Below are 22829 nucleotides of genomic sequence, written 5' to 3'. Positions count from 1 at the left end.
GCATGGCTCGATTTTGTGATCAGCCCCCATCCCTGTGGGAGCGGGCTTGCTCGCGAAGGCGTCTTCACCTTCACCACAGAAATCCTGCCCATCGCCAACCTCACCTACGCTTAGGTAGGATGCCCCTCTATCCCTGCGAGGTTGTGCGACATGTTCATCGGCGTTTTGCTGGTCATCACCTGGCTGATCCTGTTGCTGCGCTATCCGGCCAAGGCTGTACCGGTGTCCGTCGCGGCCGCCGTTGGTCTGGGATTGGTCGCGGTCTGGGTGGTGTGGCTGGACAACCGCGAGCTCAAGCAACTGGCGCGTCTGGAGATGCGCATTGTCTATGCGCCTGAACAGTGCCCGGCGGACCGGCCGCTGCAACTGAAAATGAAAAACGGCAACGACGTGCCGCTGACCGAACTGCGCTGGCGCATCGCAGCCTACGCACCGGGTGATACGGTCAATCTGGCCGACAACCAATACACCGCCCCACGCTATCGTGGCCCGGGTGAGTTGCAGGCTGGCGGCGACTGGGAAGACTGCCTGCCGATGCCACCGCTGCGTGCCGGTTATCGTCCGCAAACCCTGGAATTTCGCGCCGAGCGTTTGCAAGGCAGTTTCTCCGACTGATCCCCCCATCCCCACTTTTTGCACAAGGAATGCGCCATGCCCGTAGCGTTGATTACCGGTTGCTCCAGCGGTATTGGCCGCGCCCTCGCGGATGCGTTCAAAGCCGCCGGTTACGAGGTCTGGGCCAGTGCGCGCAAGCCTGATGATGTCGCGGCCCTCGCCGCTGCAGGGTTCACCGCGATCGCGCTGGACGTCAATGACAGCGTGGCGCTGGAACAACTCGCTGAGCGCATCAACCAGCAACACGGCGGCCTCGACGTGCTGATCAATAACGCCGGTTACGGCGCCATGGGCCCGCTGCTCGACGGCGGCGTGCCTGCGATGCAGCGTCAGTTCGAAACCAACGTGTTCTCGATTGTCGGCGTCACCCGCGCGCTATTTCCAGTGCTGCGCCGGACCAAGGGGCTGGTGGTGAACATCGGCAGTGTTTCGGGCGTGCTGGTGACTCCGTTCGCTGGCGCCTATTGCGCCTCGAAAGCCGCGGTGCATGCCTTGAGCGACGCGTTGCGCATGGAGCTGGCGCCGTTCGGCATTCGCGTGATGGAAGTGCAACCGGGGGCAATTCAATCGAGTTTCGCCAAGAATGCCGGGCACGAAGCCGAGCAACTGATCAACGAGCAGTCACCGTGGTTTCCGTTGCGTGAGGGGATCAGGGCGCGGGCCAAGGCTTCGCAGGACAAGCCGACGCCGGCCAGTGAGTTTGCTGCTGAATTGCTCAAAGCGGTGCAGCAGAGCACGCCGCCGCGCTTGGTTCGCATTGGTAATGGCAGCCGGGCGTTGCCGTTGCTGGCGACGTTGTTGCCCAAGGGGTTGCTGGAGTCGACGTTGATGAAGCGGTTCGGGTTGCGTGGCCAGCTTTGAGACCGAGTTGACGCTTTCGCGAGCAGGCTCGCTCCCACAGGGGAATGCATTCCAGATGTGGGCCGAGCCTGCTCCAACAGGGGAATGCATTCCAAATGTGGGAGCGGGCTTGCTCGCGAAGAGGCCCGGCCAGCCAACACTCATCCCCAGCCTTTCATGAAATCAATGAACGCCCGCACCTTCAGCGGCAAATGCCGCGTATCCGGATACAACGCATACACCCCCTGCTGAGCAAAGCGGTAACCGGCCAGCAACCGCACCAACCGCCCCGCCTCCAGATCGTCCTGAATCAGCCATTGCGGCAAAATCGCCACGCCCTGGCCGGTCAACGCAAACGCCCTGAGCGTTGCCGAGTTGTCGGCGACGATGGCGGTGGTCCCCGGTTTTGGCTGGTAGACATGCTCGGTGCCGACCGGGTCGGTCACGGTCATTTCCGGGACGCGGCCATGGCCGAGCGTCGGCATCGACTCCAGCGTCGCCAGCGTGGCAACCGGCGCAAAACGCTCGATCAACGCAGGCGCGGCCACGGCAAACACCTCGAACGTCGACAACTGCACCGCACGCAGATTGGAATCGTGCATGCGCCCCAGGCGGATCGCCAGGTCAAAACGTTCGGAGATCAGATCGGCATGGGTCGAGGACGTCGACAGGTGAATGTTCAATTGCGGCTGTTGCTGACGAAACACCTCCAGCGCCGGCACCACCTGAGCCAGGGCGAACTCCACGGTGGTGGTGATGCGCAACGTGCCCTTGAGTTGCGAATGCTCGGAGCGGGCGTCCTCGATCGCCAGTCGCGCTTCGTCAAGGGTGCGCAGACAGCGTCGATAAAAACGCTCGCCGGCATCGGTCAGGGCCAGTTGCCGGGTATTGCGCGTGAGCAAGGTAACGCCCAGTTCTTCTTCCAATCGCTTGAGATTGAAGCTCACCACCGCCCGGGTCTGGCCCAGAGTATCGGCGGCCGCGGTCAACGAGCCGGCCTCGACCACGGCTTTGAAGGTGTCAAAACGGTCCAGGCTGACCATGTCCCAAGCGCTCCTTGTCAAAATAATTTTGACAAACTAGCAGGCAAACCAGCGTTTTCCTAACGCCTGAAGCCCCCTACCCTGCACGTCTCATCACAGGGAAGCTGCCATGGTCTATCGCTCGAAAGTCGCGCTGGTGTATCTGTTCGGGTTTGCCCTCGACCTGCTGAACATGTTCGCCGCGAGCATTGCCTACCCGGACATCGCCCGGGAATTACAGGCATCAGTGACGCAACTGGCGTGGATCACCAACGCCTACATGCTCGGGCTGACACTGATTATTCCGCTGAGCGTGTGGCTGGCCGCACGGCTGGGCGAGCGCCGGCTGATCCTCGGTTCGCTGCTGCTGTTCGGGATCGCCTCGGCGCTGGTGGCCCAGGCCGGCTCGATCGAAAGCCTGATCGGCTGGCGCCTGCTGCAAGGGCTCGGTGGCGGTTTGTTGCTGCCGATCGGTCAGGCCCTGGCGTATCGGCAATTCCCGGTGGCGCAACGTGCGCACCTTACTGGCGTGGTGTTGATGGTCGCGCTGATGGTGCCGGCCCTGTCGCCGGCGGCGGGCGGCTTGATCGTCGAGGCCTTGTCGTGGCGCTGGATTTTCTACCTGAACCTGCCATTGGCGCTGTTGGCGTTCGCCTTGGGCCTGCTCTGGCTGAAAGCGGATCAGCCCACCACGCAACGCCCGACTCTGGACGTACGCGGCCTGCTGCTGGCGGTCTCAGCCCTGAGTCTGCTGTTGATTGCCGTGAGCCTCGCCAGCGCCTCCGCGACCCGTCACCTCGCCGGCGGAGTCCTGCTGCTCGGCGCCTTGACCTTATGGCTGTACCTGCGCGATGGCTGGCGAAAACCCGACGCAGTCCTCGACCTGCAACTGCTCAAGAGCCCGTCGTTGCGTCTGGCGATGCTGATCTACCTGTTCGTGCCCGGGGTCTTTACCGGCACCAACATGATTGCCGTGCTGTACCTGCACGAGCTCGGGGTCGGCGCGGCGCAGACCGGTGCGCTGATGCTGGCCTGGGCCGCCGCATCGGGTGTGGCGATCATGCTCGGCAAACGCAGTTTCAACCGCATCGGGCCCAAGCCGTTGCTGATCGTCGGCATGCTTGTGCAATGCCTGGGCATTGTCCTGCTGATGCGCATCGAACACCCCGCCGCCGCGCCGCTGATCATCGCCTACGCCCTGATGGGGCTGGGCGGCAGCCTGTGCAGCGTCACCGCGCAGACCCTGGCGTTTGTCGGTATGACGCCGGAAAAAATGGGCCACTCCAGTGCGCTGTGGAACATCAATCGCCAGCTCGGTTTCTGCCTCGGCGCGGCGTTGCTCAGTTCGCTGTTGGGCGCACTGGGCGGTAACGGATTTAAATGCTGCTTTCTCGCGGCTGCCTTGCTCACATTGCTGCCAATGGTCGCCGTGCTGCGTTTCGATACCTCCAAAGTGCTCGCCCTGCTGAGCACACCTCCCCTTCAGGAAAAATCCACATGACTGACTACAACGAATATTTTGATGAAGCGATCCAGGCCCACCTGGTCATCGAACGCTGGTTTGCCGTGGAGCAGGATTCGGCCGAACTGGAGCGACTGCTAAGCCGGTTCTCGGCGGACTTTTCCATGGTCACGCCGCTGGGCCGGGCGCTGGATGTCGAAGCCTTACGTGCGCTGTTTCACGCGGCGGGCGGGAAAAAAAAAGGCTTCAGGATCGAGCTCAGTGAGCTGCGCGGGATTGCGCTGCATGCGCACGGCGCGACGCTGAGTTATCGCGAACAGCAGACGGATGCGAGCGGGTTGCATACGGATCGGCGCTCGACGGTGGTGTTTGAAAAAGACCCGTCCGGGCGGGTGCTATGGCGGCATTTGCAGGAGACGTTTTGCGCTGAGTGATTACTCGATATTCGCCTGAAATACCGAGTCGTCCTTATCGCGAGCAGGCTCACTCCTACAGGGGATCTTCGGTGTGGCAGAGATCTCCTGTAGGAGTGAGCCTGCTCGCGAATGGCAGCGACGCGGTCGGTCAGTTATCCACAACGTCCTGCTTCACCACCACGGTGCAGGTAATTCCCGCCGCCAACAACACACCCTGCGGCACTTCATCGATGTGAATGCGCACCGGCACCCGCTGCGCCAGGCGAACCCAGTTGAACGTCGGGTTCACGTCGGCGATCAGCTCGCGGCTTTCCGGGTTGTCGCGGTCGTAGATGCCGCGCGAAATGCTCTCCACGTGGCCCTTCAACACTTCGCCGCTCATCAACTGCATGTCGGCCTTGTCGCCCACGCGCACGTGCGGCAGCTTGGTCTCTTCGAAGAAGCCATAAACCCAGAACGAATTCATGTCGACCACGGCCATTTTCGCTTCACCGATGCGCGCGTAGTCGCCGCGATGCACGTTGAGGTTGGTCACGTAGCCATCGACCGCCGCGCGCACTTCGGTGCGTTTGAGGTTGAGTTCGGCGGCTTCCAGTTGCGCTTGCGCGTGTTGGTAATCGGCCAGCGCGGCATCGGCGATGTTGCTGGCGTCGTCGCGGTTTTCCTTGGAGATCACCAGGTTGTCCAGATCGGCGCGGCGGTGCGCGTTGACCTTGCGCATCTCCCAGGTCGACTTGCGCGAAGCGACCAGCGACTGCGCCTGTTTGACGGCGATGCGGTAGTGCTCCGGGTCGATCAGCATCAGCAGATCGCCCTTCTTCACCAACTGGTTGTCGCGCACCGGCACGTCGATGACTTCGCCGGTGACGTCGGCGGCGACGTTGATGATATCGGCGCGCACGCGGCCATCGCGAGTCCATGGGGTGTTCATGTAGTGCTCCCACAACGTGCGGCCGATCCACAGCGCCAGGGCCAGCACCAGCAGGGTCGCGAGCAGGCTGAAAAACTTTTTCATCAGGGCCTTCTTCAGAGATAGAGAGTCAACGGTAAACAGTCAGCGCCATCGCGCCGAACAGACAGGTAAACAGGCTCAGGCGCAGCAGCGCCGGGTGCCAGAAGAAGCGGTACAGATCAAACCCGGACAAGAACCGATCCACCGCCCAGGCCAGTGCCGCGGCGACGAAAAACATCAGGGTCATGGTCGGCATGTACACGCCGTGGAAAGCGATTTCACGAGGCATGGGCAAGTCCTTCGGGCTTGGCGATTGCGTAGGCAGCGAGCGGTGATTGCGGGTCAAGCAGTGAGGTGCGGATGAAGTGCAGGTAGCTCTTCACCCGGCGCAGGGCCGAGGTATCGAAGTGCGGCGCGAACGGCTCGTCGGTGGCCGCGACACGACTGATTGCGTGATCGACGGCGACCAGTGCGCGCTCGAGATTGCTGGTGTTCGGTTGCAGGAACAGCCGCACCAGCGCCCGGCCCATCACGCGGATCGCCTGACGCCACGGCTGTGATTCGGCATACGCCGGGTGCACCGGGAGAATCGCCTGTTCCTTGCGCAACTCGATGATTGCGTGGCCGACTTCGAGCACCACGAACATCCAGCGCAACAGGTTCTTTTGCACGGTCGGCTGACCGGCGGCGAGGCCATAAGCCTGATGCAGCAGGTCGCGGGTGCGGCTCTCGAAACTCGAGGCCAGGCCTTTCAGTTTGCCGCTGATCGCGTACACCACCTGGCCGCGCAGATCCTGCTCCAGACGCTTCCACAACCAGCGGCTGTTCGGCGGCAGAATGATTGCCCCCGCCGCCGCGCAGACCAGCATGCCCATGACCATGGCGATGTAGTCGTTGATGAAGGTGTAGGGGTTGTAGATGGTCAGGTTATCCGGCACGGAACCTGTGCTGAAGAAAATCAGCAGCCCCAGGCCGACCCCGGCGTATTGCGGCCGCGAAGCGAGGAACGAGCCGAGCACGATCACCGGCGCGAGCATCACGCACAGCAGCGGGAAACCGTCGATCCACGGGAAGATGAAAAACATTTCGACGAAGCCGATCAGTGCGCCGAGGAAGGTACCGCAGGCCATCTGGAACGCCATGCGTTTCGGGTTCGGCGTGGCCGCCGAAAGGCCCACGGTGGCGGCGGCAATCAAGGTCATCGTCGCGCCACTTGGCCATGCGGTGGCAACCCAGTAACTACCGAGCACAATCAGGATGAACGAGGCGCGAATGCCCGAAGCCGCAGCGGCCCACCAGTTGGTTTGCGGGGTGAACGGCTCGTCCCAGCGCTCGCGTTCGTGACTGTGATCGGCCAGCGACGCGTGAGTCTGGGCATAACTGTGCAGGTCATCGACGAAGCGATAGAGCAGTTCATACGCGGTGTGAAAATCCAGTTGCTCGGCTTCACTCGGACCGGTCTCCTGGAAGGTCGCGCGCAAGGTGCGCACCCGCGCCGGCAAGCCTTCCTTGTAAGCGGCCAACGCCGTGGCCAGACGCGCCGCATCCGGGCTGGTCAGGGCGCGACCGCTGAAGCCGTCGAGCACTTCGGCCAGGTCCTGCAGCCCCGGCCGGATCGCAGCGACCACGTGTTCTTCGCCGTTGCCGCGCAAGCGTTCAAGCAACTGATGCAAAGCGTTGAACCGGGTGGTGATGCCCATGAATTCGCTGTTCAAGCGACTGAGACGACCGTTGCGCCGACGCATGTGCGGGTCTTCGAACACGGTCACGCTGCGCAGCCCTTCCAGGCCCACCGCTTCGGCGATGAAGCGTACGTTGTTGGTCTCGAAGGCGTCGGTCTTGCTGCGTCCGCGCAGGCCATCGGTGACAAACAGGGCAAATACACCGAAGCGCTGATACAGGGCGTTGCGCATCGCCGCACTGGCGGTTTGCGGCAGGATCGCGGCGCTGACCACGGTCGAACAAAGAATCCCCAGCGAGATCTCCAGCACCCGCCACACGGCGGCCATGAACGCACCGTCAGGATGCGCCAGCGCCGGCAGCCCGACCATCGCCGCGGTGTAGCCGGCGAGGACAAAACCGTAGGCGCGAAAGTTACGGCAACGCGCCGCACCGGCCGAGCAGATGCCGACCCAGATCGCCAGCGAGCCAAGGAACAGTTCGGTGTTCTGCGCGAACAATGCGATCAGCGTGACCATCATTGCCGACCCGGCCAGGGTGCCGAGGAAGCGATAGAAACTCTTGGCGAATACATGACCGCTCTGCGGCTGCATGACGATGAACACGGTGATCATCGCCGTGCGCGGCTGCGGCAGTTCCAGGCGCATCGCCAGCCACAGCGTGAGGAACGCGGCGAGCAATACCTTGAAGATATAAACCCAGGTCACGCCATCGCTGCGCGCCCAGTCAAAGAAGCCCCGGCGCCATTCCAGGGAGTAGAGCCAGCGCAGAGGTGCGGGCAAGGGAGTCATTTGGTCTTGCTCAATGATTGAGGACTTAATAATTTCTGTGGCGAACACAAACTCTGTGGTGAGGCGATTTATCCCCGACCGGCGGCGCAGCCGCCGTAAAACAGGTGAATGCGGTAAGCCTGAAAAAATGCGGTTGATGGTTTTGGGGCAGCTTCGCAGCCCATCGGGGATAAATCCCCTCGCCACCGGTATTCAATTGCCAGGGGTTGTGTGTTCAACGCAGGAGAGCCGGGGTTTTCGGGGCTTGGGTTTGCTCGACAGTGGGCACGTCATTGCCGGCACCGAGGCCGCCACCCAACGCGGTCACCAATTCGGCATGCGCACTCAGGCGCGCGGCCTGAACCTGCTGTTGCACCTGCTGCTGCTTGAACAGCAAGGTCTGCGCATTGAGCACGTTGAGGTAATCGGTGAGGCCACGCTGATAAGCGATCATCGCGATGTCGTAGGTCTTCTGCGCGGTGGCCACCGACTCGGCGGCGAAGGCTTGCTGCTTGTCCATCGACTCGCGGCGAATCAACTGGTCGGAGATGTTCTTCAGCGCATTGATCAGCGTCTGGTTGTAATGCGCCACAGCGATGTCATACCCGGCGGACGCTTCACCCAACTCGCTGCGCAAACGCCCACCGTCGAAGATCGGCAAGGAGATCGCCGGGCCAACGTTGTAGTTGAGCTTCTTGCCAGTCAAAAACTCCAGCGCTCCGCCGCCGGTGGCCATGTAGCCGAGGCTGCCAACCAGATCGACGTTGGGATAAAACCCGGCGTGCGCGACATCGATGCCGCGCGCCTGCGCCGCCACCTGCCAGCGACTGGCAACCACGTCCGGCCGCTGACCGAGCAACTCGGCGGGCAATGCCGACGGCAGTTTCAACGCAGCCCCCAGCGCCAGGGTCGGCCGCTGCAACTGCGCACCCGCGCCCGGGCCTTTGCCCGCCAGGGCAGCGATCTGGTTACGGCTCAGGGCGATTTCTTCGTCCAGCGCATCCAGTTGCCGATGGGTTTCCGGCAACGGCGTTTCTGCCTGGCTGACTTCGAAATGCGTACCGATGCCGCCGTCCAGACGCTTCTGCGCCAGATCGAGAATCTGCTGTTGCTGCTTGAGCGTCGCTGCAACGATGTCGCGCTGGGCGTAATGCAGCGACAGCTCGATGTAGGCACGCACAATGTTGTTCTGCAATTGCAGCTGCGCCAGCCGCGCCTCGGCGGCGCTCATGTGCGCCAGATCCACCGCCCGCTCGCTGGCATTGCTTTCGCGGCCCCAGAGGTCGAGGGCATAGCTGAAACCCAGCGCGGCGTTGTTGTCCCAGGTGGTGGTGTTGGCCAACTCACCGGGGCCGTAGAACTGGTCGGTCGGCCAGTTGTGGCGTTTGAGCGTCGACTCGCCATTGATCTGCAACGACTCGGCGGCTTCGGCAGCACCGGCCATGGCTTTGGCCTGACGCACCCGCGCAGCGGCCATGGCCATGCTCGGGTTGCCTTTTACGGCGAGGTCGATCCAGCGATTGAGTTGCGGGTCACCGTAGGCTTGCCACCATTGCGCGGTGGGCCAATTGGCGTCTTTGGCGGCGTGGGCAATGGCGTCGTCGGTAGCCAGGGTATTGGCCTCCAATGCCTTGCCCTGCGGGGCAATGCCTCCGGTACCGATGCAGCCGCTGAGACCCAGGGTGAAAGCCAGAACACTGAGCGGCAAAAGCGCTCTGTTGATGAGACGCGGCACAGCTGCGAATTCCTGAAAAAGGGGAAGAACCGAGGCCCTGTGGGAGCGGGCTTGCTCGCGAAAGCGCTCTGTCAGAAGACGCCGCGTTGAAGATGAAATCGCTTTCGCGAGCAAGCCCGCTCCCACAACGGCGCAATTCTATGGGGCGCCCTGAACGGCGATAAGCTGGGATTCCTGTGAATCTTTGTTACCGTTAACGAGATAATCCCTTGGTCGGGGGTCTCAGCCCCTGAAACTTCGTGTCACAATTTGCCATCTCCCTTGAGAGCACCCCATGGACACATTGCAAAACATGCGCGCCTTCAGTTGTGTGGCCGAAGCCGGCAGCTTCACCGCCGCCGCCGTGCAACTCGACACCACCACGGCCAACGTCTCGCGCGCGGTCTCCAACCTGGAAGCCCACCTGCAAACCCGCCTGCTCAATCGCACGACCCGGCGCATCGCCCTGACCGAGGCCGGCAAGCGCTACCTGCTGCGCTGCGAACAGATCCTGGCCTATGTCGAAGAAGCCGAAGCCGAGGCCAGCGAAGCCCACGCCCGCCCCGCCGGCCAGCTGAAAGTGCACACCATGACCGGCATCGGCCAGCACTTCGTGATCGACGCCATCGCCCGCTACCGCAAGACCCACCCGGACGTGACCTTCGACCTGACCATGGCCAACCGCGTGCCGGACCTGCTCGACGAGGGCTACGACGTGTCCATCGTGCTGGCCAGCGAACTGCCGGACTCGGGCTTCGTCTCGCAACGCCTGGGCATCACCTACAGCATCGTCTGCGCCTCACCGGCCTACGTGAAAGCCAACGGCTGCGCGCAAAAGCCCAGCGACCTGCTGAACCACGCCTGCCTGCGCCTCGTCAGCCCGGTGATCCCCCTGGAGAAATGGGCCTTCAACGGCCCGGACGGCCAGGAAATGGTCACCATCAACAGCTCGCCGTTCCTGGTGAACTCCGCCGACGCGATGAAAGCCGCGATCATCAGCGGCATGGGCGTCGGCGTACTGCCGGTCTACGCCGCCATCGAAGGCCTGCGCAACGGCACGCTGGTGCGGATGATGCCGAACTACCGCTCGCAGGAACTCAACCTGTACGCGATCTACCCGTCGCGGCAATACCTGGATGCAAAAATCAAAACCTGGGTTGAGTACTTGCGTGGCTCGCTGCCGGAGATATTGGCGGCGCATCAGGCGGAACTGGCGGCGTATGAGTTGAGTGGGAGTCTGGCTGGGGTGCGAGTCGCCAACTGACCTTAAACACTGACCGCGCCCCTGCAAGGGCTGTGGAGTGCGGCGAGGCTGTGGTCTTTTGCTCAGGCTGTTTAAAAATCAAAAATCGCAGCCTACGGCAGCTCCTACAGAAGCGGGATTTGACGGGAGTTTTCCGACAGGTTTTGACGGTTGTGGGTCGGAAGTGGGGTGGATAGGCTGGTTCGGTCGCTGACACATCAGCGACCGGGTCTGGAAAACCCGAAGGATCAATGCACATGACATAATGCCGCGCTTTTTCAGCGTCGGTGTTTCAGTTATGGCGGCTGTACGTGGGAGACCCTCGGGTCTGCCGGGTTTGATCCTTTGCCGGTTTTTCCAGCCCGCGTACAGCTGCCACCCCCTTCGCCTGGAAAACGAAAAGTGGCAGTTCCATTTCGTCAAAAGGATCTTTGCCATGATTAAGCCTTCACCCAATCCGCCCGAAGCGGACTGCATCTCCCCCTACGAATCCCTCGACTCGAAAAAACTCCACGACGCCGCCGAGCGCGCGCTGGATCACTACCTCAAACCGTCCGCCACCACCCTCAAATTCCACAAACCCAGCACGATGTTTCAGGTTGTCCCTGAAATGGATAACGAGAGCCTGCTGGTTCATGCCTGCGAATCACTGGCCTCGGCGAGCATCATGGCCAGCGATATTGCGGCCTATGTCGATCCGCCACAGCGGCACACAATCCTGGCAATCCAGCAGATCATCATGCTGGCGGAGCTGGCAGTGAATCGGGTGCTGGATAATGTGGAAATCAGCCAATCCCCAACACACAGTTGAACCCTGTGGGAGCGGTGGATCAGCAAATACCTGTGTTGAATGACACACCGCCTTCGCGAGCAAGCCCGCTCCCACAGTTGGATTGGGTGTGTTCAGGCGGGGATTGGTCGGCTCGTAGGCCGCCATCGCGAGCAGGCTCACTCCTACAATTGGAATGGGTGTGGTCAGTTGGGGATTGGTCGGCTGTCAGGCCGCCTTCGCTGGCAAACCAGCTCCCACAATTGAGTTGGGTGCATTCAGTTGGAGATTGGTCGGCTCGTAGGCCGCCATCGCGAGCAGGCTCACTCCTACAATTGGAATGGGTGTGGTCAGTTGGGGATTGGTCGGCTCCTAGGCCGCCATCGCGAGCAGGCTCACTCCTACAATGGGATAGCATGCAGCCTGCAAGAGATTGGTCGGCTGTCAGGCCGCCTTCGCTGGCAAGCCAGCTCCCACAATTGAGTTGGGTGTGTTCAGTTGGGGATTGGTCGGCTCCTAGGCCGCCATCGCGAGCAGGCTCACTCCTACAATGGGATAGCATGCAGCCTGCAAGAGATTGGTCGGCTGTCAGGCCGCCTTCGCTGGCAAGCCAGCTCCCACAATTGAGTTGGGTGCATTCAGTTGGAAATTGGTCGGCTCGTAGGCCGCCATCGCGAGCAGGCGAAGGCCTACAGTTCTGATTTGTGTGTACCGCATGCGGCAAAGCCGCCCCACTCAACAGGATGAGCGCAAGCTCGGCTGCAGCTCTTGATCGGCAGGCCCCATCGGCAGGCTGAGTGGAGGGATTCATCCGGGGGTGGGAGCGCAGCGACCGTTTGGCGAAGCCAAATGCATCGAGAGGAGGTGCAGCGAAGCAAACCGTAGGCGATGCCCCCGGATGAATCCCGGAGCGAAGGAACCCGAGCCTAAGCGAGGGCCGTACGCCGGGGCCCAGCGTTTTGGTTACTTTTGGGCGTCTGCAAAAGTGACTCGCTGTAAAAGCGAAACCGCCAGCCGCAACCCCCGAAGCAACGGATACACACCCAAAACCCCAAGAACATGGTCGGCCCAGAGGCCGCCAAGACAAGCCAAACCCCACAAAGAAATGTTAGCTTGCTTGGCAATAAAGCCCCGAAGCCCGAGCCCCAGCCCAATGAAAAAAACAGTCCTGGCCTTCAGCCGCATCACCCCCCCAATGATCGAACGCCTGCAACAGGAATTCGACGTCATCGTCCCCAACCCAAAGAACGGCGACATCAACGCCCAATTCAACGAAGCCCTCCCCCACGCCCACGGCCTGATCGGCGTCGGTCGCAAACTCGGCAAAGCCCAACTCGAAACCGCCACCCAACTCGAAGTGGTCTCAAGTGTGTCGGTCGGCTACGACAACTACGACCTCGACTACTTCAACCAACGCGGGATCATGCTCACCAACACCCCCGACGTCCTCACCGAAAGCACCGCCGACCTCGCCTTCGCCCTGATCATGAGCAGTGCTCGCCGCGTCGCCGAACTCGATGCCTGGACCAAGTCCGGCCAGTGGCAAGCCAGCGTCGGCGCGCCGCTGTTCGGCTGTGACGTCCACGGCAAGACTCTGGGCATCGTCGGCATGGGCAACATCGGTGCCGCCATCGCCCGCCGTGGCCACTTCGGTTTCAACATGCCGATCATCTACAGCGGCAACAGCCGCAAGAGCGAACTGGAACAACAACTCAGCGCCCAGTTCCGCAGCCTCGACCAATTGCTCGCCGAAGCCGACTTCGTCTGCCTGGTGGTGCCGCTCAGCGACAAGACCCGCCACCTGATCAGCCACCGCGAACTGGCCCTGATGAAGCCAAGCGCGATCCTGGTCAACATCTCGCGTGGCCCGGTGGTCGATGAACCGGCGCTGGTCGAAGCGCTGCAAAACAATCGCATCCGCGGCGCCGGGCTGGACGTCTACGAAAAAGAACCGCTGGCCGAGTCACCACTGTTCCAACTGAAAAACGCAGTGACATTACCGCACATCGGCTCGGCCACTAACGAAACCCGCGAAGCCATGGCCAACCGTGCCCTCGCCAACCTGCGCAGCGCCTTACTGGGCGAACGCCCACAAGACCTCGTGAACCCACAAACCTGGCGCGGATAAAAAAGTACGGGCAAGTGCAAAATCGCACTTACCCGTCAGTTATCGCCATACACAACTTGAAATTGAACAACAACCCGAATCAGACAGCAGCATTATAAGCTCGCCTAGCCATCGAATTATCGATAAGCGCTATGGAGAGCTAAAACATTGAACATCCTGACAACTGATAAAATCATCCGTTACAGCAAAGCCATATTAATGGCTTACATCAGCTTTTTCGGAATACTGGTGATGATCCAGAACTTTACTGACTACAACTCAAATTACACTTACGTGGCTCATATCCTGAGCATGGACACGACCATTGGCAATGAAAACATAAGGTACCGCGCCATTGAATCAGCGATGATTCACCACCGGATCTACTGGTTCATCATCACGATGGAAGTCACGTATACGGTGCTTTGTCTGATAGGCGCCTATCAACTGTTCCGCAATATCAACGCACCTGCCGAGATGTTCCACGAGGCCAAAAAATTCTCGATCATGGGCATACTGGCGGCAATATTCATTTATTACGTCTGCCTGCAAACCATGGGTGTGGAGTGGTTTGACATGGACACCTCACAATCCTGGAATGCCAAGGACTGGGCGAGACATATCGTTGACTTCATATTCCCCGTGATGATTTACATCACATTAAAAGTCGAGCGCTGAACGTCAGCGCCCATTGACTTCAAGCCAACTTTCCCAGCACCGGGGATACCACCGCTTTCGGTTTACGAAACACCAGCACATTACCCAGCATCACCAACACCAGTCCGACCAGTGCTGGCGCCGTCCATTGGTAACCTTCGGCAAACGCCGAAACGTTCAGCGCCACCACCGGGAACAGCACCGTGCAATAGGCTGCGCGTTCCGGCCCCATACGGCCGACCAGCGTCAGGTACGCGGTAAACCCGATCACCGACCCCGGTATCACCAGATACAGCAGTGCGCCGACATAACGCGGTGACCAGTCCATGTCGAACGGAATGCCTTTGACCAGGCACCACACCGACAACATCGCCGCGCCGTAGGCCATACCCCAGGCATTGGTGGTCAGCGGCTTGAGGCCGGCCTTCTGCTGCAGGCTTGAGAGCATGTTGCCCGCCGAGAAACACAGCGTGCCGCACAGCGCCAGACCAAGGCCGAGCAAGGTTTGCGGACTGGCGTGGTGCCCCGCCAGTTCCGGCCAGAACAACATGCCCAGACCGAACAGACCGAGCGCGCCGCCCATCAGCACATTGCGCGCAATGCGCTGACCGAAGAACACCCGCGCATTGAGCGCGTTCCACAACGTCGCCGTGGAAAACACCACCGCCACCAGACCGCTGGGAATCCACTGACTGGCGGTCAGGAAGCACATGAAGTTGACGCAGAACAGGCACAAACCCTGCGCCACACAAATCAGATGGCCGCGACGATTCATCGGCTGCAACCGGCGGCTGAGCAGCAACAGCGCGAACAGCACCAGCGCGGCGAGGCCGAAGCGATAGACGATCGACACCGGAATCGCCACCACGCCCAATTGCCATTTCAGGGCAATCCAGGTGGTGCCCCAGATCAGCACGGTCAGCAGATACAGCGAAAGGTTCATGGCGGACACTCCTCAGTTGGCTTTCAGTGTCCGCCGCCTCCGGTAGAGCTCGCTTGCAAAATCTTGCGCTTTTGTCACCCGGCAGGCTGGCAGCGCGAAGGCTACGGAGTAGGATGCAAGGCGTTGGAGAGAACCGAACATGGCCGCAATCGATACCCTGCAAGTCTTTCAAGCCCTCAACCGCTCGCCGAATGCACGCCTTGTGCACAGCGCCGAGCTCGGTGACGGCTTGTCTGCGGCCCTGTGGACCAATCACCACGATGCCCAGGAATACGAAGCGCCAAGTCACCACACCCTCTCCTGCTACATCGCCGGCGGCACGGGCACCTTTCGCCGTGACCAGCCCGGCCACAAGGGCGGGCCGGACAAGTTGTGCATCCTGCCGGCCGATCATCAATCCGGCTGGGTGATCAACGGTGACATTCGCCTCGCTCATCTGTATTTCAGTGCCGAGCAATTTGCCTTGGGGTGCGTCACCTTGCTCGATCGCGAGCCGCGAGAAATGCAGTTGCGCGAGCAGACTTTTCTCGAAGACCAGGCGCAGGCTCGGCGCTTTCGGCAGTTACTGACGTTGAATTGGGACGAGCCGGCCGAGCGCTTGCTGACCAGCAGTCTCGCGCATGAACTGATCAGCCATACCCTGCTCAGCCAGGTCGGCGCGCGTCAGGGCTTGCGTTTGAAGGGCGGGCTGGCGCCGCATCAGCGCCGGCAACTGGTTGAGTTCATCGACTGTCAGTTAGCCGAGCCGATCAGCCTCGGGCAACTGGCCGGGTTGTGCGCGCTGTCGGAATACCACTTTGCGCGGATGTTCCGCACCAGCTTCGGTTTGCCGCCGCATCAGTATGTGCTGGCGCGCCGTTTGAGCCGGGCGCGGGAATTGCTTCGCGGCACGGCGTTGCCGCTGGGGGAGATTGCGCTGGCATGCGGGTTTGCCAGCGCGAGTCATTTCACCAACCGGTTTCGGCAGGTGCTGGGTGGGACGCCGGGGGAGTATCGGCAGGCGTTTTTGCGCTAGAGCTGAGACGTTTATCGCCTGTTATGGCCTCTTCGCGAGCAAGCCCGCTCCCCCATTGAACGGTGTTGTTCACACAATGTGAATTCACTCTGAACCCTGTGGGAGCGGGCTTGCTCGCGAAGAACGATGACGCGGTCCTGGATCAGAACTCCAGCGTACTGGAGAGCGAAATCTGCCGCGAGTCACCCATCGATACAAAGAAGCGGCTCGCCGCCGAGGTGTAATACGTGCGGTCGAACAGGTTCTTCACGTTGAGCTGAAACTTGACCTTCTGCCCTTCGAGCTTGGTGTCGTAAGTGGCAAACGCGTCGGCCACGGTGTAGCTCGGCAGGTCGAAATCATTCACCGCGTTGCCCGCTCGCTCACCGACGTACCGCGCCCCGGCGCCGACCCGCAGTTGATCGCCACCGATCACGCTGCCGAAGTCATACACCGCTGACAGCGAACCGCTGTTCTTCGCCACGTTCTGCAGGCGATTGCCTTTGTAGTCCGGGTCTTCGGTGACCTCGGCATCGGTGTAGGCATAGGCGCCGATCATGCTCCAACGGTCGGTCAGTTGACCGGTCAGGTCCAATTCCAGCCCCCGGGAACGCACCTCGCCCGCCGCGCTGTAGATCGTGGTCGGACCTTCTGAGTTGGCCACCAGCACGTTGCGTTTCTTGATGTCGAACAGCGCGATATTGCCGGTGAGGCGCCCCGGCATATCCAGCCGCGCGCCCAGCTCCCACGACTTGGCTTCTTCCGGCGCAATGCTGCCGTCGAGCACGGTGCTGCTGCCGCTGAGCGGGGCGATGGTCGAGTTGGGTTTGAACGATTCGGTGTAGCTGCCGTAGAACGACAACTCGTCGGTGTAGCGATACACCAGACCGGCGCGCGGCACGAACTTCTGCCCGTTGCTGTCGGTGTTGGCCTTGAACGGCACGCCTTTGCCGGCGTACTGGTCGTACTCCTGGAAGCGCCCGCCGGCGACCAGAATCCACTGGTCGTTGAGGTGGATCGAGTCCTGCATGAACACCGAATCGCTGCGCAGCAGATCGGTCTGCGCGCTGTCGGCCGGGCTGACCGTGGTGCCTTCGACTTCGCGGCCATACACCGGATTGACGTAGCTGAAGGTGCTCAGGCTTTTCTGGCGGATCAGGTCGGCGCGGTAGATCTTGCGGTACTCGTCGTCGACGCCGAACACCAGGTCATGCTGCATGCCCAGCACGTTGACCTTGCCTTCGAGGCTGGCGGTGGTGAAGCGGTCAGTGCTGATCGCCCCTTGCGTGCCGTCCATGCTGCGGGTCAGCGTGCCTTTTTTGGTGTCGATGGCGGTCACGCGCACCTGGCTGGCGTCGTAGGTTTCGCGATTCCAGCTGTAGCCGAAGTGGGCTTTCCAATCGTCGTTGAGTTCGTGATCGGCCTCGAAGTGGTACAGGTCGGAACGGCCTTCCATGTCGTTGAACGGCTCGTCCAGACGCTCGTTGCGCGAGATGTCCAGCGGGTGGTTGGTGCGTGGATCGATCACCGTGCCACGGTCGAACGGCGTGAGGAACTCGCGATGCTCGTAGCCGAACGACAGCTTGGTGCGCTCGCCGAACCAGGCCAGCGACGGCGCGATCAGTGTCTCGCGGTGGGTGCCGTAGTTGCGCCAGTAATCTTCGTCTTCGTGATCGAGCACCAGCCGATAGGCTAATCCGGAGTCACCCAGCGCACCGGTGCTGTCGAAGGTGCCGCCGCTGCCATTCTTGCCGTCGCCGTAGCTCGAACCGCGCAGGGTCAGGGCGTTGTATTGAGTCAGTTCCGGTTTCTTGCTGACCAGGTTGACCACGCCGCCCGGGTCCTGGATTCCGTAGAGCAATGACGCCGGGCCCTTGAGCACTTCGACGCGATCGACCGTGGCGTTCATGCCGCGGCCCTGCACGATCGGCATGCCATCACGCATGATCGAGCCGTTGCGGTTGTCGCCGAAACCGCGGGTCATTACCGAATCCTGAGTGCTGCCCAAGGTGTTGCCCTGGGTGATGCCGCTGACGTTGGCCAACGCATCGTCGAGATTGCGCGGGGTTTGGTCACGGATGACCTGGGCCGGGATCACGTTAACGGTCTGCGGGATTTCCTGCAGCGAGGCCGAGGAGCGCATCACCGAACTGGTTTCCGGCGGCTGGTAGCTCATCGACTCGTCGCGCATCGAGGTGATGGTGGTGGCGCCGAGATTGAGCGCACCTTCGGTGGGTTGCGGTTCCAGCGCCAGGGTGTGGCTGTCGGTGCGGCGCCAGGTCATGCCGGAGCCGCTGAGCAGTCGCTGCAACGCTTGTTCGGCGCTCATCTGGCCGCTGACGGCCGGGGCGTTGAGGCCGTACGGTGCTTCGTCGGTGTAGACCACGCTTTGCCCGGTGATGCGGCTGAAGTCGTTCAGGGCTTGTGGCAGCGGTTTGGCACTCAGGGAAAAACTGAACTGCTTTTGCGCCGGGTTGCTCACGGTTTCAGCGGCGAGCGCCACGCTCATTGGCAACAGCGCCAATGCCGAAAAACTCAATGCCGAAACGCCCAACCACTGTTTGACCGAACCCGATTTTGCCCTGGACTTCATTGCTCAATGACCTGTGTAGAACCGCAACGGATGCGAATGACTCGCAGTTTCAGTCACTACACGGATGGGGCTGTGGTTTACCTCACCCCCATTTTGAAAATATTTTTCGAAATTTGTGTTGTCGGGGCTGGTGCCTTCGCGAGCAGGCTCGCTCCCACAGGGGAATGCATTCCAACAGGTGGGAGCAAGCCTGCTCGTGAAGCGGCCAGCAACATCAGCGCAGGATGATCAGATGCCCCAGAACCTGATGCTGCTCAAACCCCAACACCCCTTGCAAAGAACTCAACACAGCCTGCGGATCCTTGCTCGGAAAACTCCCACTGACCTTGCGCGCGCCCAACTCATCGTTGAACAACACAATCCGCCCCGGGTAGTAGCGCCGCAAATCCTCCACCACCTCAGCCAGCGACGACTTGTAATAAGTCAGCCAGCCCTGACGCCAGGCCAGTTGCGCCTCACTGTCCACGGTATGCAGTTTTTCCGCAGCGCCCTGCCCGTAAGCGACTTGCTGGCCGGCGGTCAGAATCTGCTGTTGCGCATTGCGATCCGCCGTCACCCCCACCCGCCCGGACAACACCGTGACCTGCGCGCCCAACGGTTGCAGACGCACTTCAAACTGCGTGCCGAGGACCCGCGCCTGACCTTTTTCAGCCTCGACCACAAACGGCTCGCCGGTGTGCGTCACACTGAAAAACCCGGCGCCGCGACGCAACTGCACCCGCCGCTCGCCATGGCTGAAATCCACGGCAATGGCGCTGTCGGCGTCAAGCGTCACTTGCGATTGATCGGCCAGCGTCACCGTGCGGATCTCCCCCGGTGCCGAGACGTAATCGGCGCCCAGATCATCGATCCAGCGCTGCGGCTGCCACCCTGTGCCGAGGCTGATCATCAGCAACAGACACGCGGCCAGCGCCAGCGCCCCCGACCAGCGCACCCGCGCTGAACGACGCGGACGATCCATCGCATTGAGGTAACCCTGCAACGCAAACGCCTCTTCATCGGCCAGGGTGCGCGCCGGGCTTTCGCTCAATTCCCACACGACCTGTGCCTGCGCGTAGGCCTCGGCGTGGGCCGGATCGGCGCGCAACCAGTGGCTGAACGTCAGTTGATCACCGGTGCTCGGGCGGTCGTGCAACAAGCTCAGCCAGGCGAGCGCGGCCTGCTCCTGAGCGGGCGTCGGGGCGACGCGGTCGGTGGGCTTCACGGTGCTTTCCCTGGCAGACGTGGCGCGGGTTCGCGCAGGCTGGCCTTGCAGGCCTCGAGGGCGCGCATCATATGTTTTTCCACGGCGCTTTGGGACAGACCCATGGCCTTGGCGATGTCCGCGTACTTGCGGCCGTGGATGCGATTGAGCAAAAAGATCTGCCGAGTGCGCTCGGGCAAGGCGCGTAACGCCGCTTCGACATGGCGCAAATCATTGCCCGCTTCAAGCGCGGCTTGCGGCTCGCTGCCGTGGCTGTCCGGCGCGTCCGGTTGCCAGCCCTCGTTGACTCGTACCCGCGTGCCTTCGCTGCGCAAATGATCGATGGCAATGTTGCCGGCGCAACGCAAAAGGTAAGTGCTGAGTTCTTCGACCTGCACCAGTGGTCGACGCCAGAAACGCAGGAACAGGTCCTGCACCAGATCCGCCGCCGTGGCCCGGCAACCGACGCGCCGGTTCACCAGCGCTTCCATCTGCGACCGCTGCGAGAGGAACACCTGCAGGAAATGCGCACGCGCCCCGTGTGGCTCGTCGTCACGGGATTCCGGGGGATGACCGATCAGCATCTCAGCCCTGCGCCCATGCGGCGATCGGCGTGGCCAGCAGACTGAGCGCCGCCAGCACCAAAGCCAGTTTCGGTCGATACGGCATCAGCAGCACCAGCGCCAATGCACTGCACATCAACACCGCGAACCAGTCGATCAGGCCAAAGCCCCAGCCATTGGCAGCCACCGCAGCCCACAGTGAACCGCCGAGCAATAGCCAGCCGAAAAACTTCAAATGACGTGCACGCCGCGCCGAAGGTTTGTGGCCCAGCAGTTCATCGTGGTGTCGTGGCATCGACAGACACAACGCGGTGAACCCGGCATAGCACAGCAGCAGCGCCAGCAGCATCAGTGCGTCCCCTGCTCAAAGGTGATTGGCCGGGCCGTTGTGCGAGGTACTTTTGTCACCCGCACACTGTGGCTGGCGCGCTGCATTTTCCACGCAGCCCACGCCAGAAACAGACCCGCGACGAAGCAGCTCAGATCGAATCCGGCCAGTGCCCAGTCACCTTGCATCAGCGAGACGCCGAGGTGATGCGCGGTGCTCAACGCATTGAGCAACGGCAGCGCAATGAACAACGCTGCCGCCAATGTCAGTTGCTCGACCCAGGCCTTGCGTCCCGGGCGCAGCAAAGCGTGCAGCACGCTCAAACCCCAGGCGATGAAGAACCCGTTCACTTCCCAATCTGCCCGCCCGTTCAAGCTCAGCGGCAACAGACGATTGCTCCAGAAGAACACCGCCACCGCCACAACCAGCCCGGCCATGCTGGCGATGTTCAGCACTTCCACCAGCCGCAGTTCAAACGGCATCACCCCGCTCCTGGCGTGCTTGAGCTGACGCTTGCCGAGCCAGATCACCAACCCGGTGCCAATCATCGCGGTGCCGGCCAGGCCACAAATGAAGTACAACCAACGCAGGGTCGGCCCGGCGAAATGGCCGATGTGCAAGCCGTAAAAACCACTGGCAACCGTCATCGGCAGCGGCTTGTCGAGCGTGGCGCCAAGCATCTGCCCGGTGAAGGGGTTGAAGGTCACGTCGCTGCCGTATTCATAGGCGATCTTGTCGGAACTGGCACGCGACAGCTGCACCGAGGCATTGGCGTCACCGGGGTTGATGACGCTGACCCGTGCCGTGTGCCCGCCCGCCCACTGCTCGCTCGCCCGTGCCAATAACGGTGCCAGCGGTGGCAGAAGGCTCGCTTGGCCGGCGCGTTGGGGGGTCGGCGTCTCGGGAAACATCTCCTGGTAAAACGCATCGCGATCAGTGCCGTAGGACGCCAGAATGCTCGCCGGCATGACCATCGCCATGAAAATCACCAGGCTGCTATAGGTGATCATCAGGTGAAACGGCAGCACCAGCACACCGACCGCGTTATGCCCGTCGAGCCATGAACGCTGGCCTTTGCGCGGACGAAAGGTGAAGAAGTCCTTGAAGATTTTCTTGTGGGTGATGATCCCGGTGATCAGCGCGACGAACATCACCATCGCGGCGATCGTCGCCAGCCAGCGGCCCCACGGATAGGGCATTTGCAACTGGAAGTGGAAGCGGTAGAAAAACTCGCCGCCCCGGCTTTCTCGCGGTTGTATTTCGGCAGCGGTCTGCGCGTCGAGAGTCTTTTGTGTGAAGCGGCCACGTTTGCCGGCCTCGGCCGGCGTGTCTTGCCAACGCACGGACAACGCGGGATCACGAGCACTCGGCAGATCGATCAGCCAACGCGAGGCATCAGGGGCGTGCTGCTGCAGATAACCTTGCGCCAGGCTCAGGCTGGCCGCTGAATCGATGGCGTGCGCGGGGATTTCCGGCTGCATCCAGTGGCTGATCTCATCCTTGAAATAGGCCAGCGTACCGGTCAGGAAGATCGCGAACAGCAGCCAGCCGAACACCAGGCCGGTCCAGGTGTGCAGCCAGGCCATGGCCTGACGAAAACCCTCTTTCATGCGTAGCCCAAGCCGCGCGCAGCACCGGAAACTGTCGCCAGGATCACGCTCGGCACCAGCAAACCGACCCACGCCGACCACGCCGTGCGACAGGCGAAACACCAGAGCACTGCGACCAGATAGACCAGGAAGGAAATGGTCATGCCGGTCACCACCGCTTCGGCGCGGCTCAACGGCAGCCACATCGTCAGGGTGACACTGGCCAGCGCCGCGACCAGATAGCCGCCAAACACCGCTGCCAGCACCCGTGAGGTGACGGCCAGACGATAAGACATGGGAAGTGAGGCGAGTTTGCCTTTCATGTTTCGACCCTGAAACGGAAAAACGTCCGGCCGACAAGCCGAACCAACAGGCGAACAATATTAATG

General features: G+C 61.6%; 21 protein-coding genes. 9 read left to right on the top strand and 12 right to left on the bottom strand.

The window, feature by feature from the left end; translation table 11 throughout:
- Positions 1 to 150: 150 nt before the first annotated feature.
- Both QMK55_RS18405 and QMK55_RS18400 read left to right on the top strand, forming a co-directional pair.
- Positions 151 to 615 (top strand): multidrug transporter, encoded by a 465-nt coding sequence (locus tag QMK55_RS18405; protein ID WP_102356395.1) that lies wholly within the window; start codon positions 151 to 153, stop codon positions 613 to 615.
- A 36-nt stretch (positions 616 to 651) separates the two neighbouring features.
- Entirely contained in the window at positions 652 to 1476 is an 825-nt protein-coding gene (locus QMK55_RS18400) for an SDR family oxidoreductase (RefSeq protein WP_102356394.1), read from the top strand.
- A 140-nt stretch (positions 1477 to 1616) separates the two neighbouring features.
- Here the strand turns inward: QMK55_RS18400 and QMK55_RS18395 are convergent, their stop codons facing one another.
- Positions 1617 to 2498: a LysR family transcriptional regulator gene (locus tag QMK55_RS18395; protein ID WP_102356393.1), complete on the bottom strand. Its 882-nt coding sequence runs from the start codon at positions 2496 to 2498 to the stop codon at positions 1617 to 1619.
- 109 nt (positions 2499 to 2607) lie between these two features.
- Here QMK55_RS18395 and QMK55_RS18390 point away from each other — a divergent pair, with 109 nt between their 5' ends.
- Entirely contained in the window at positions 2608 to 3978 is a 1371-nt protein-coding gene (locus QMK55_RS18390; protein WP_320329703.1) for an MFS transporter, read from the top strand.
- Positions 3975 to 4373, top strand: a complete 399-nt coding sequence (locus QMK55_RS18385) for a DUF4440 domain-containing protein (RefSeq protein ID WP_102356391.1) — start codon at positions 3975 to 3977, stop codon at positions 4371 to 4373. The genes QMK55_RS18390 and QMK55_RS18385 overlap by 4 nt, the downstream gene beginning before the upstream one ends.
- A 130-nt stretch (positions 4374 to 4503) precedes the next feature.
- On the opposite strand, the gene QMK55_RS18380 is transcribed toward QMK55_RS18385, so the two are convergent.
- From QMK55_RS18380 to QMK55_RS18365, 4 genes are all read right to left on the bottom strand, one after another.
- Positions 4504 to 5370: an HlyD family secretion protein gene (locus QMK55_RS18380; RefSeq protein ID WP_320329702.1), complete on the bottom strand. Its 867-nt coding sequence runs from the start codon at positions 5368 to 5370 to the stop codon at positions 4504 to 4506.
- 25 nt (positions 5371 to 5395) lie between these two features.
- Positions 5396 to 5596 carry a DUF1656 domain-containing protein gene (locus tag QMK55_RS18375; protein WP_102356389.1) on the bottom strand — a complete coding sequence of 67 codons (201 nt, stop codon included), beginning with the start codon at positions 5594 to 5596 and terminating at the stop codon, positions 5396 to 5398.
- Positions 5586 to 7778, bottom strand: coding sequence for an FUSC family protein (locus QMK55_RS18370; protein ID WP_320329701.1), 2193 nt, complete (start codon positions 7776 to 7778; stop codon positions 5586 to 5588). The genes QMK55_RS18375 and QMK55_RS18370 overlap by 11 nt, the downstream gene beginning before the upstream one ends.
- 214 nt (positions 7779 to 7992) lie before the next feature.
- Positions 7993 to 9492, bottom strand: coding sequence for an efflux transporter outer membrane subunit (locus tag QMK55_RS18365; protein ID WP_320329700.1), 1500 nt, complete (start codon positions 9490 to 9492; stop codon positions 7993 to 7995).
- A gap of 274 nt (positions 9493 to 9766) precedes the next feature.
- Here QMK55_RS18365 and QMK55_RS18360 point away from each other — a divergent pair, with 274 nt between their 5' ends.
- From QMK55_RS18360 to QMK55_RS18345, 4 genes are all read left to right on the top strand, one after another.
- Entirely contained in the window at positions 9767 to 10735 is a 969-nt protein-coding gene (locus QMK55_RS18360) for a LysR family transcriptional regulator (RefSeq protein WP_102356386.1), read from the top strand.
- Positions 10736 to 11150: 415 nt separating this feature from the next.
- Positions 11151 to 11525: a DUF6124 family protein gene (locus QMK55_RS18355; protein ID WP_320330265.1), complete on the top strand. Its 375-nt coding sequence runs from the start codon at positions 11151 to 11153 to the stop codon at positions 11523 to 11525.
- Positions 11526 to 12636: 1111 nt separating this feature from the next.
- Complete coding sequence (locus tag QMK55_RS18350; protein WP_320329699.1) at positions 12637 to 13611, top strand: D-glycerate dehydrogenase; 975 nt, start codon at positions 12637 to 12639, stop codon at positions 13609 to 13611.
- 147 nt (positions 13612 to 13758) lie between these two features.
- Complete coding sequence (locus tag QMK55_RS18345; protein ID WP_320329698.1) at positions 13759 to 14268, top strand: DUF2165 domain-containing protein; 510 nt, start codon at positions 13759 to 13761, stop codon at positions 14266 to 14268.
- Between the two features lie 19 nt (positions 14269 to 14287).
- On the opposite strand, the gene QMK55_RS18340 is transcribed toward QMK55_RS18345, so the two are convergent.
- Positions 14288 to 15190: a DMT family transporter gene (locus QMK55_RS18340; protein WP_102359016.1), complete on the bottom strand. Its 903-nt coding sequence runs from the start codon at positions 15188 to 15190 to the stop codon at positions 14288 to 14290.
- Positions 15191 to 15329: 139 nt separating this feature from the next.
- On the opposite strand from QMK55_RS18340, the gene QMK55_RS18335 reads away from it, so the two are divergent.
- The gene (locus QMK55_RS18335) at positions 15330 to 16205 is read left to right on the top strand and encodes an AraC family transcriptional regulator (RefSeq protein WP_102359015.1); all 876 of its coding nucleotides are present in this window, start codon (positions 15330 to 15332) and stop codon (positions 16203 to 16205) included.
- Between the two features lie 142 nt (positions 16206 to 16347).
- On the opposite strand, the gene QMK55_RS18330 is transcribed toward QMK55_RS18335, so the two are convergent.
- The 6 genes from QMK55_RS18330 to QMK55_RS18305 form a co-directional block, all read right to left on the bottom strand.
- Positions 16348 to 18777, bottom strand: a complete 2430-nt coding sequence (locus tag QMK55_RS18330; RefSeq protein WP_320329697.1) for a TonB-dependent receptor — start codon at positions 18775 to 18777, stop codon at positions 16348 to 16350.
- 214 nt (positions 18778 to 18991) lie between these two features.
- Positions 18992 to 19981, bottom strand: coding sequence for a FecR family protein (locus QMK55_RS18325; RefSeq protein ID WP_320329696.1), 990 nt, complete (start codon positions 19979 to 19981; stop codon positions 18992 to 18994).
- Entirely contained in the window at positions 19978 to 20544 is a 567-nt protein-coding gene (locus QMK55_RS18320; protein WP_003221797.1) for an RNA polymerase sigma factor, read from the bottom strand. The genes QMK55_RS18325 and QMK55_RS18320 overlap by 4 nt, the downstream gene beginning before the upstream one ends.
- A 1-nt stretch (position 20545) precedes the next feature.
- On the bottom strand, positions 20546 to 20872 hold the full coding sequence (locus QMK55_RS18315) for a DUF3325 domain-containing protein (protein WP_320329695.1): 327 nt from the start codon (positions 20870 to 20872) through the stop codon (positions 20546 to 20548).
- Positions 20872 to 22461, bottom strand: a complete 1590-nt coding sequence (locus tag QMK55_RS18310; protein ID WP_320329694.1) for a PepSY-associated TM helix domain-containing protein — start codon at positions 22459 to 22461, stop codon at positions 20872 to 20874. The genes QMK55_RS18315 and QMK55_RS18310 overlap by 1 nt, the downstream gene beginning before the upstream one ends.
- Entirely contained in the window at positions 22458 to 22763 is a 306-nt protein-coding gene (locus tag QMK55_RS18305; RefSeq protein WP_320329693.1) for a DUF3649 domain-containing protein, read from the bottom strand. The genes QMK55_RS18310 and QMK55_RS18305 overlap by 4 nt, the downstream gene beginning before the upstream one ends.
- Positions 22764 to 22829: the final 66 nt, after the last annotated feature.

Origin of the sequence: Pseudomonas sp. P8_229 (assembly GCF_034008635.1) — a bacterium.
Lineage (GTDB): Bacteria > Pseudomonadota > Gammaproteobacteria > Pseudomonadales > Pseudomonadaceae > Aquipseudomonas.
The sequence above is the reverse complement of the archived record's forward strand: the minus strand, read 5'-3'. Positions and strand labels throughout refer to the sequence as shown.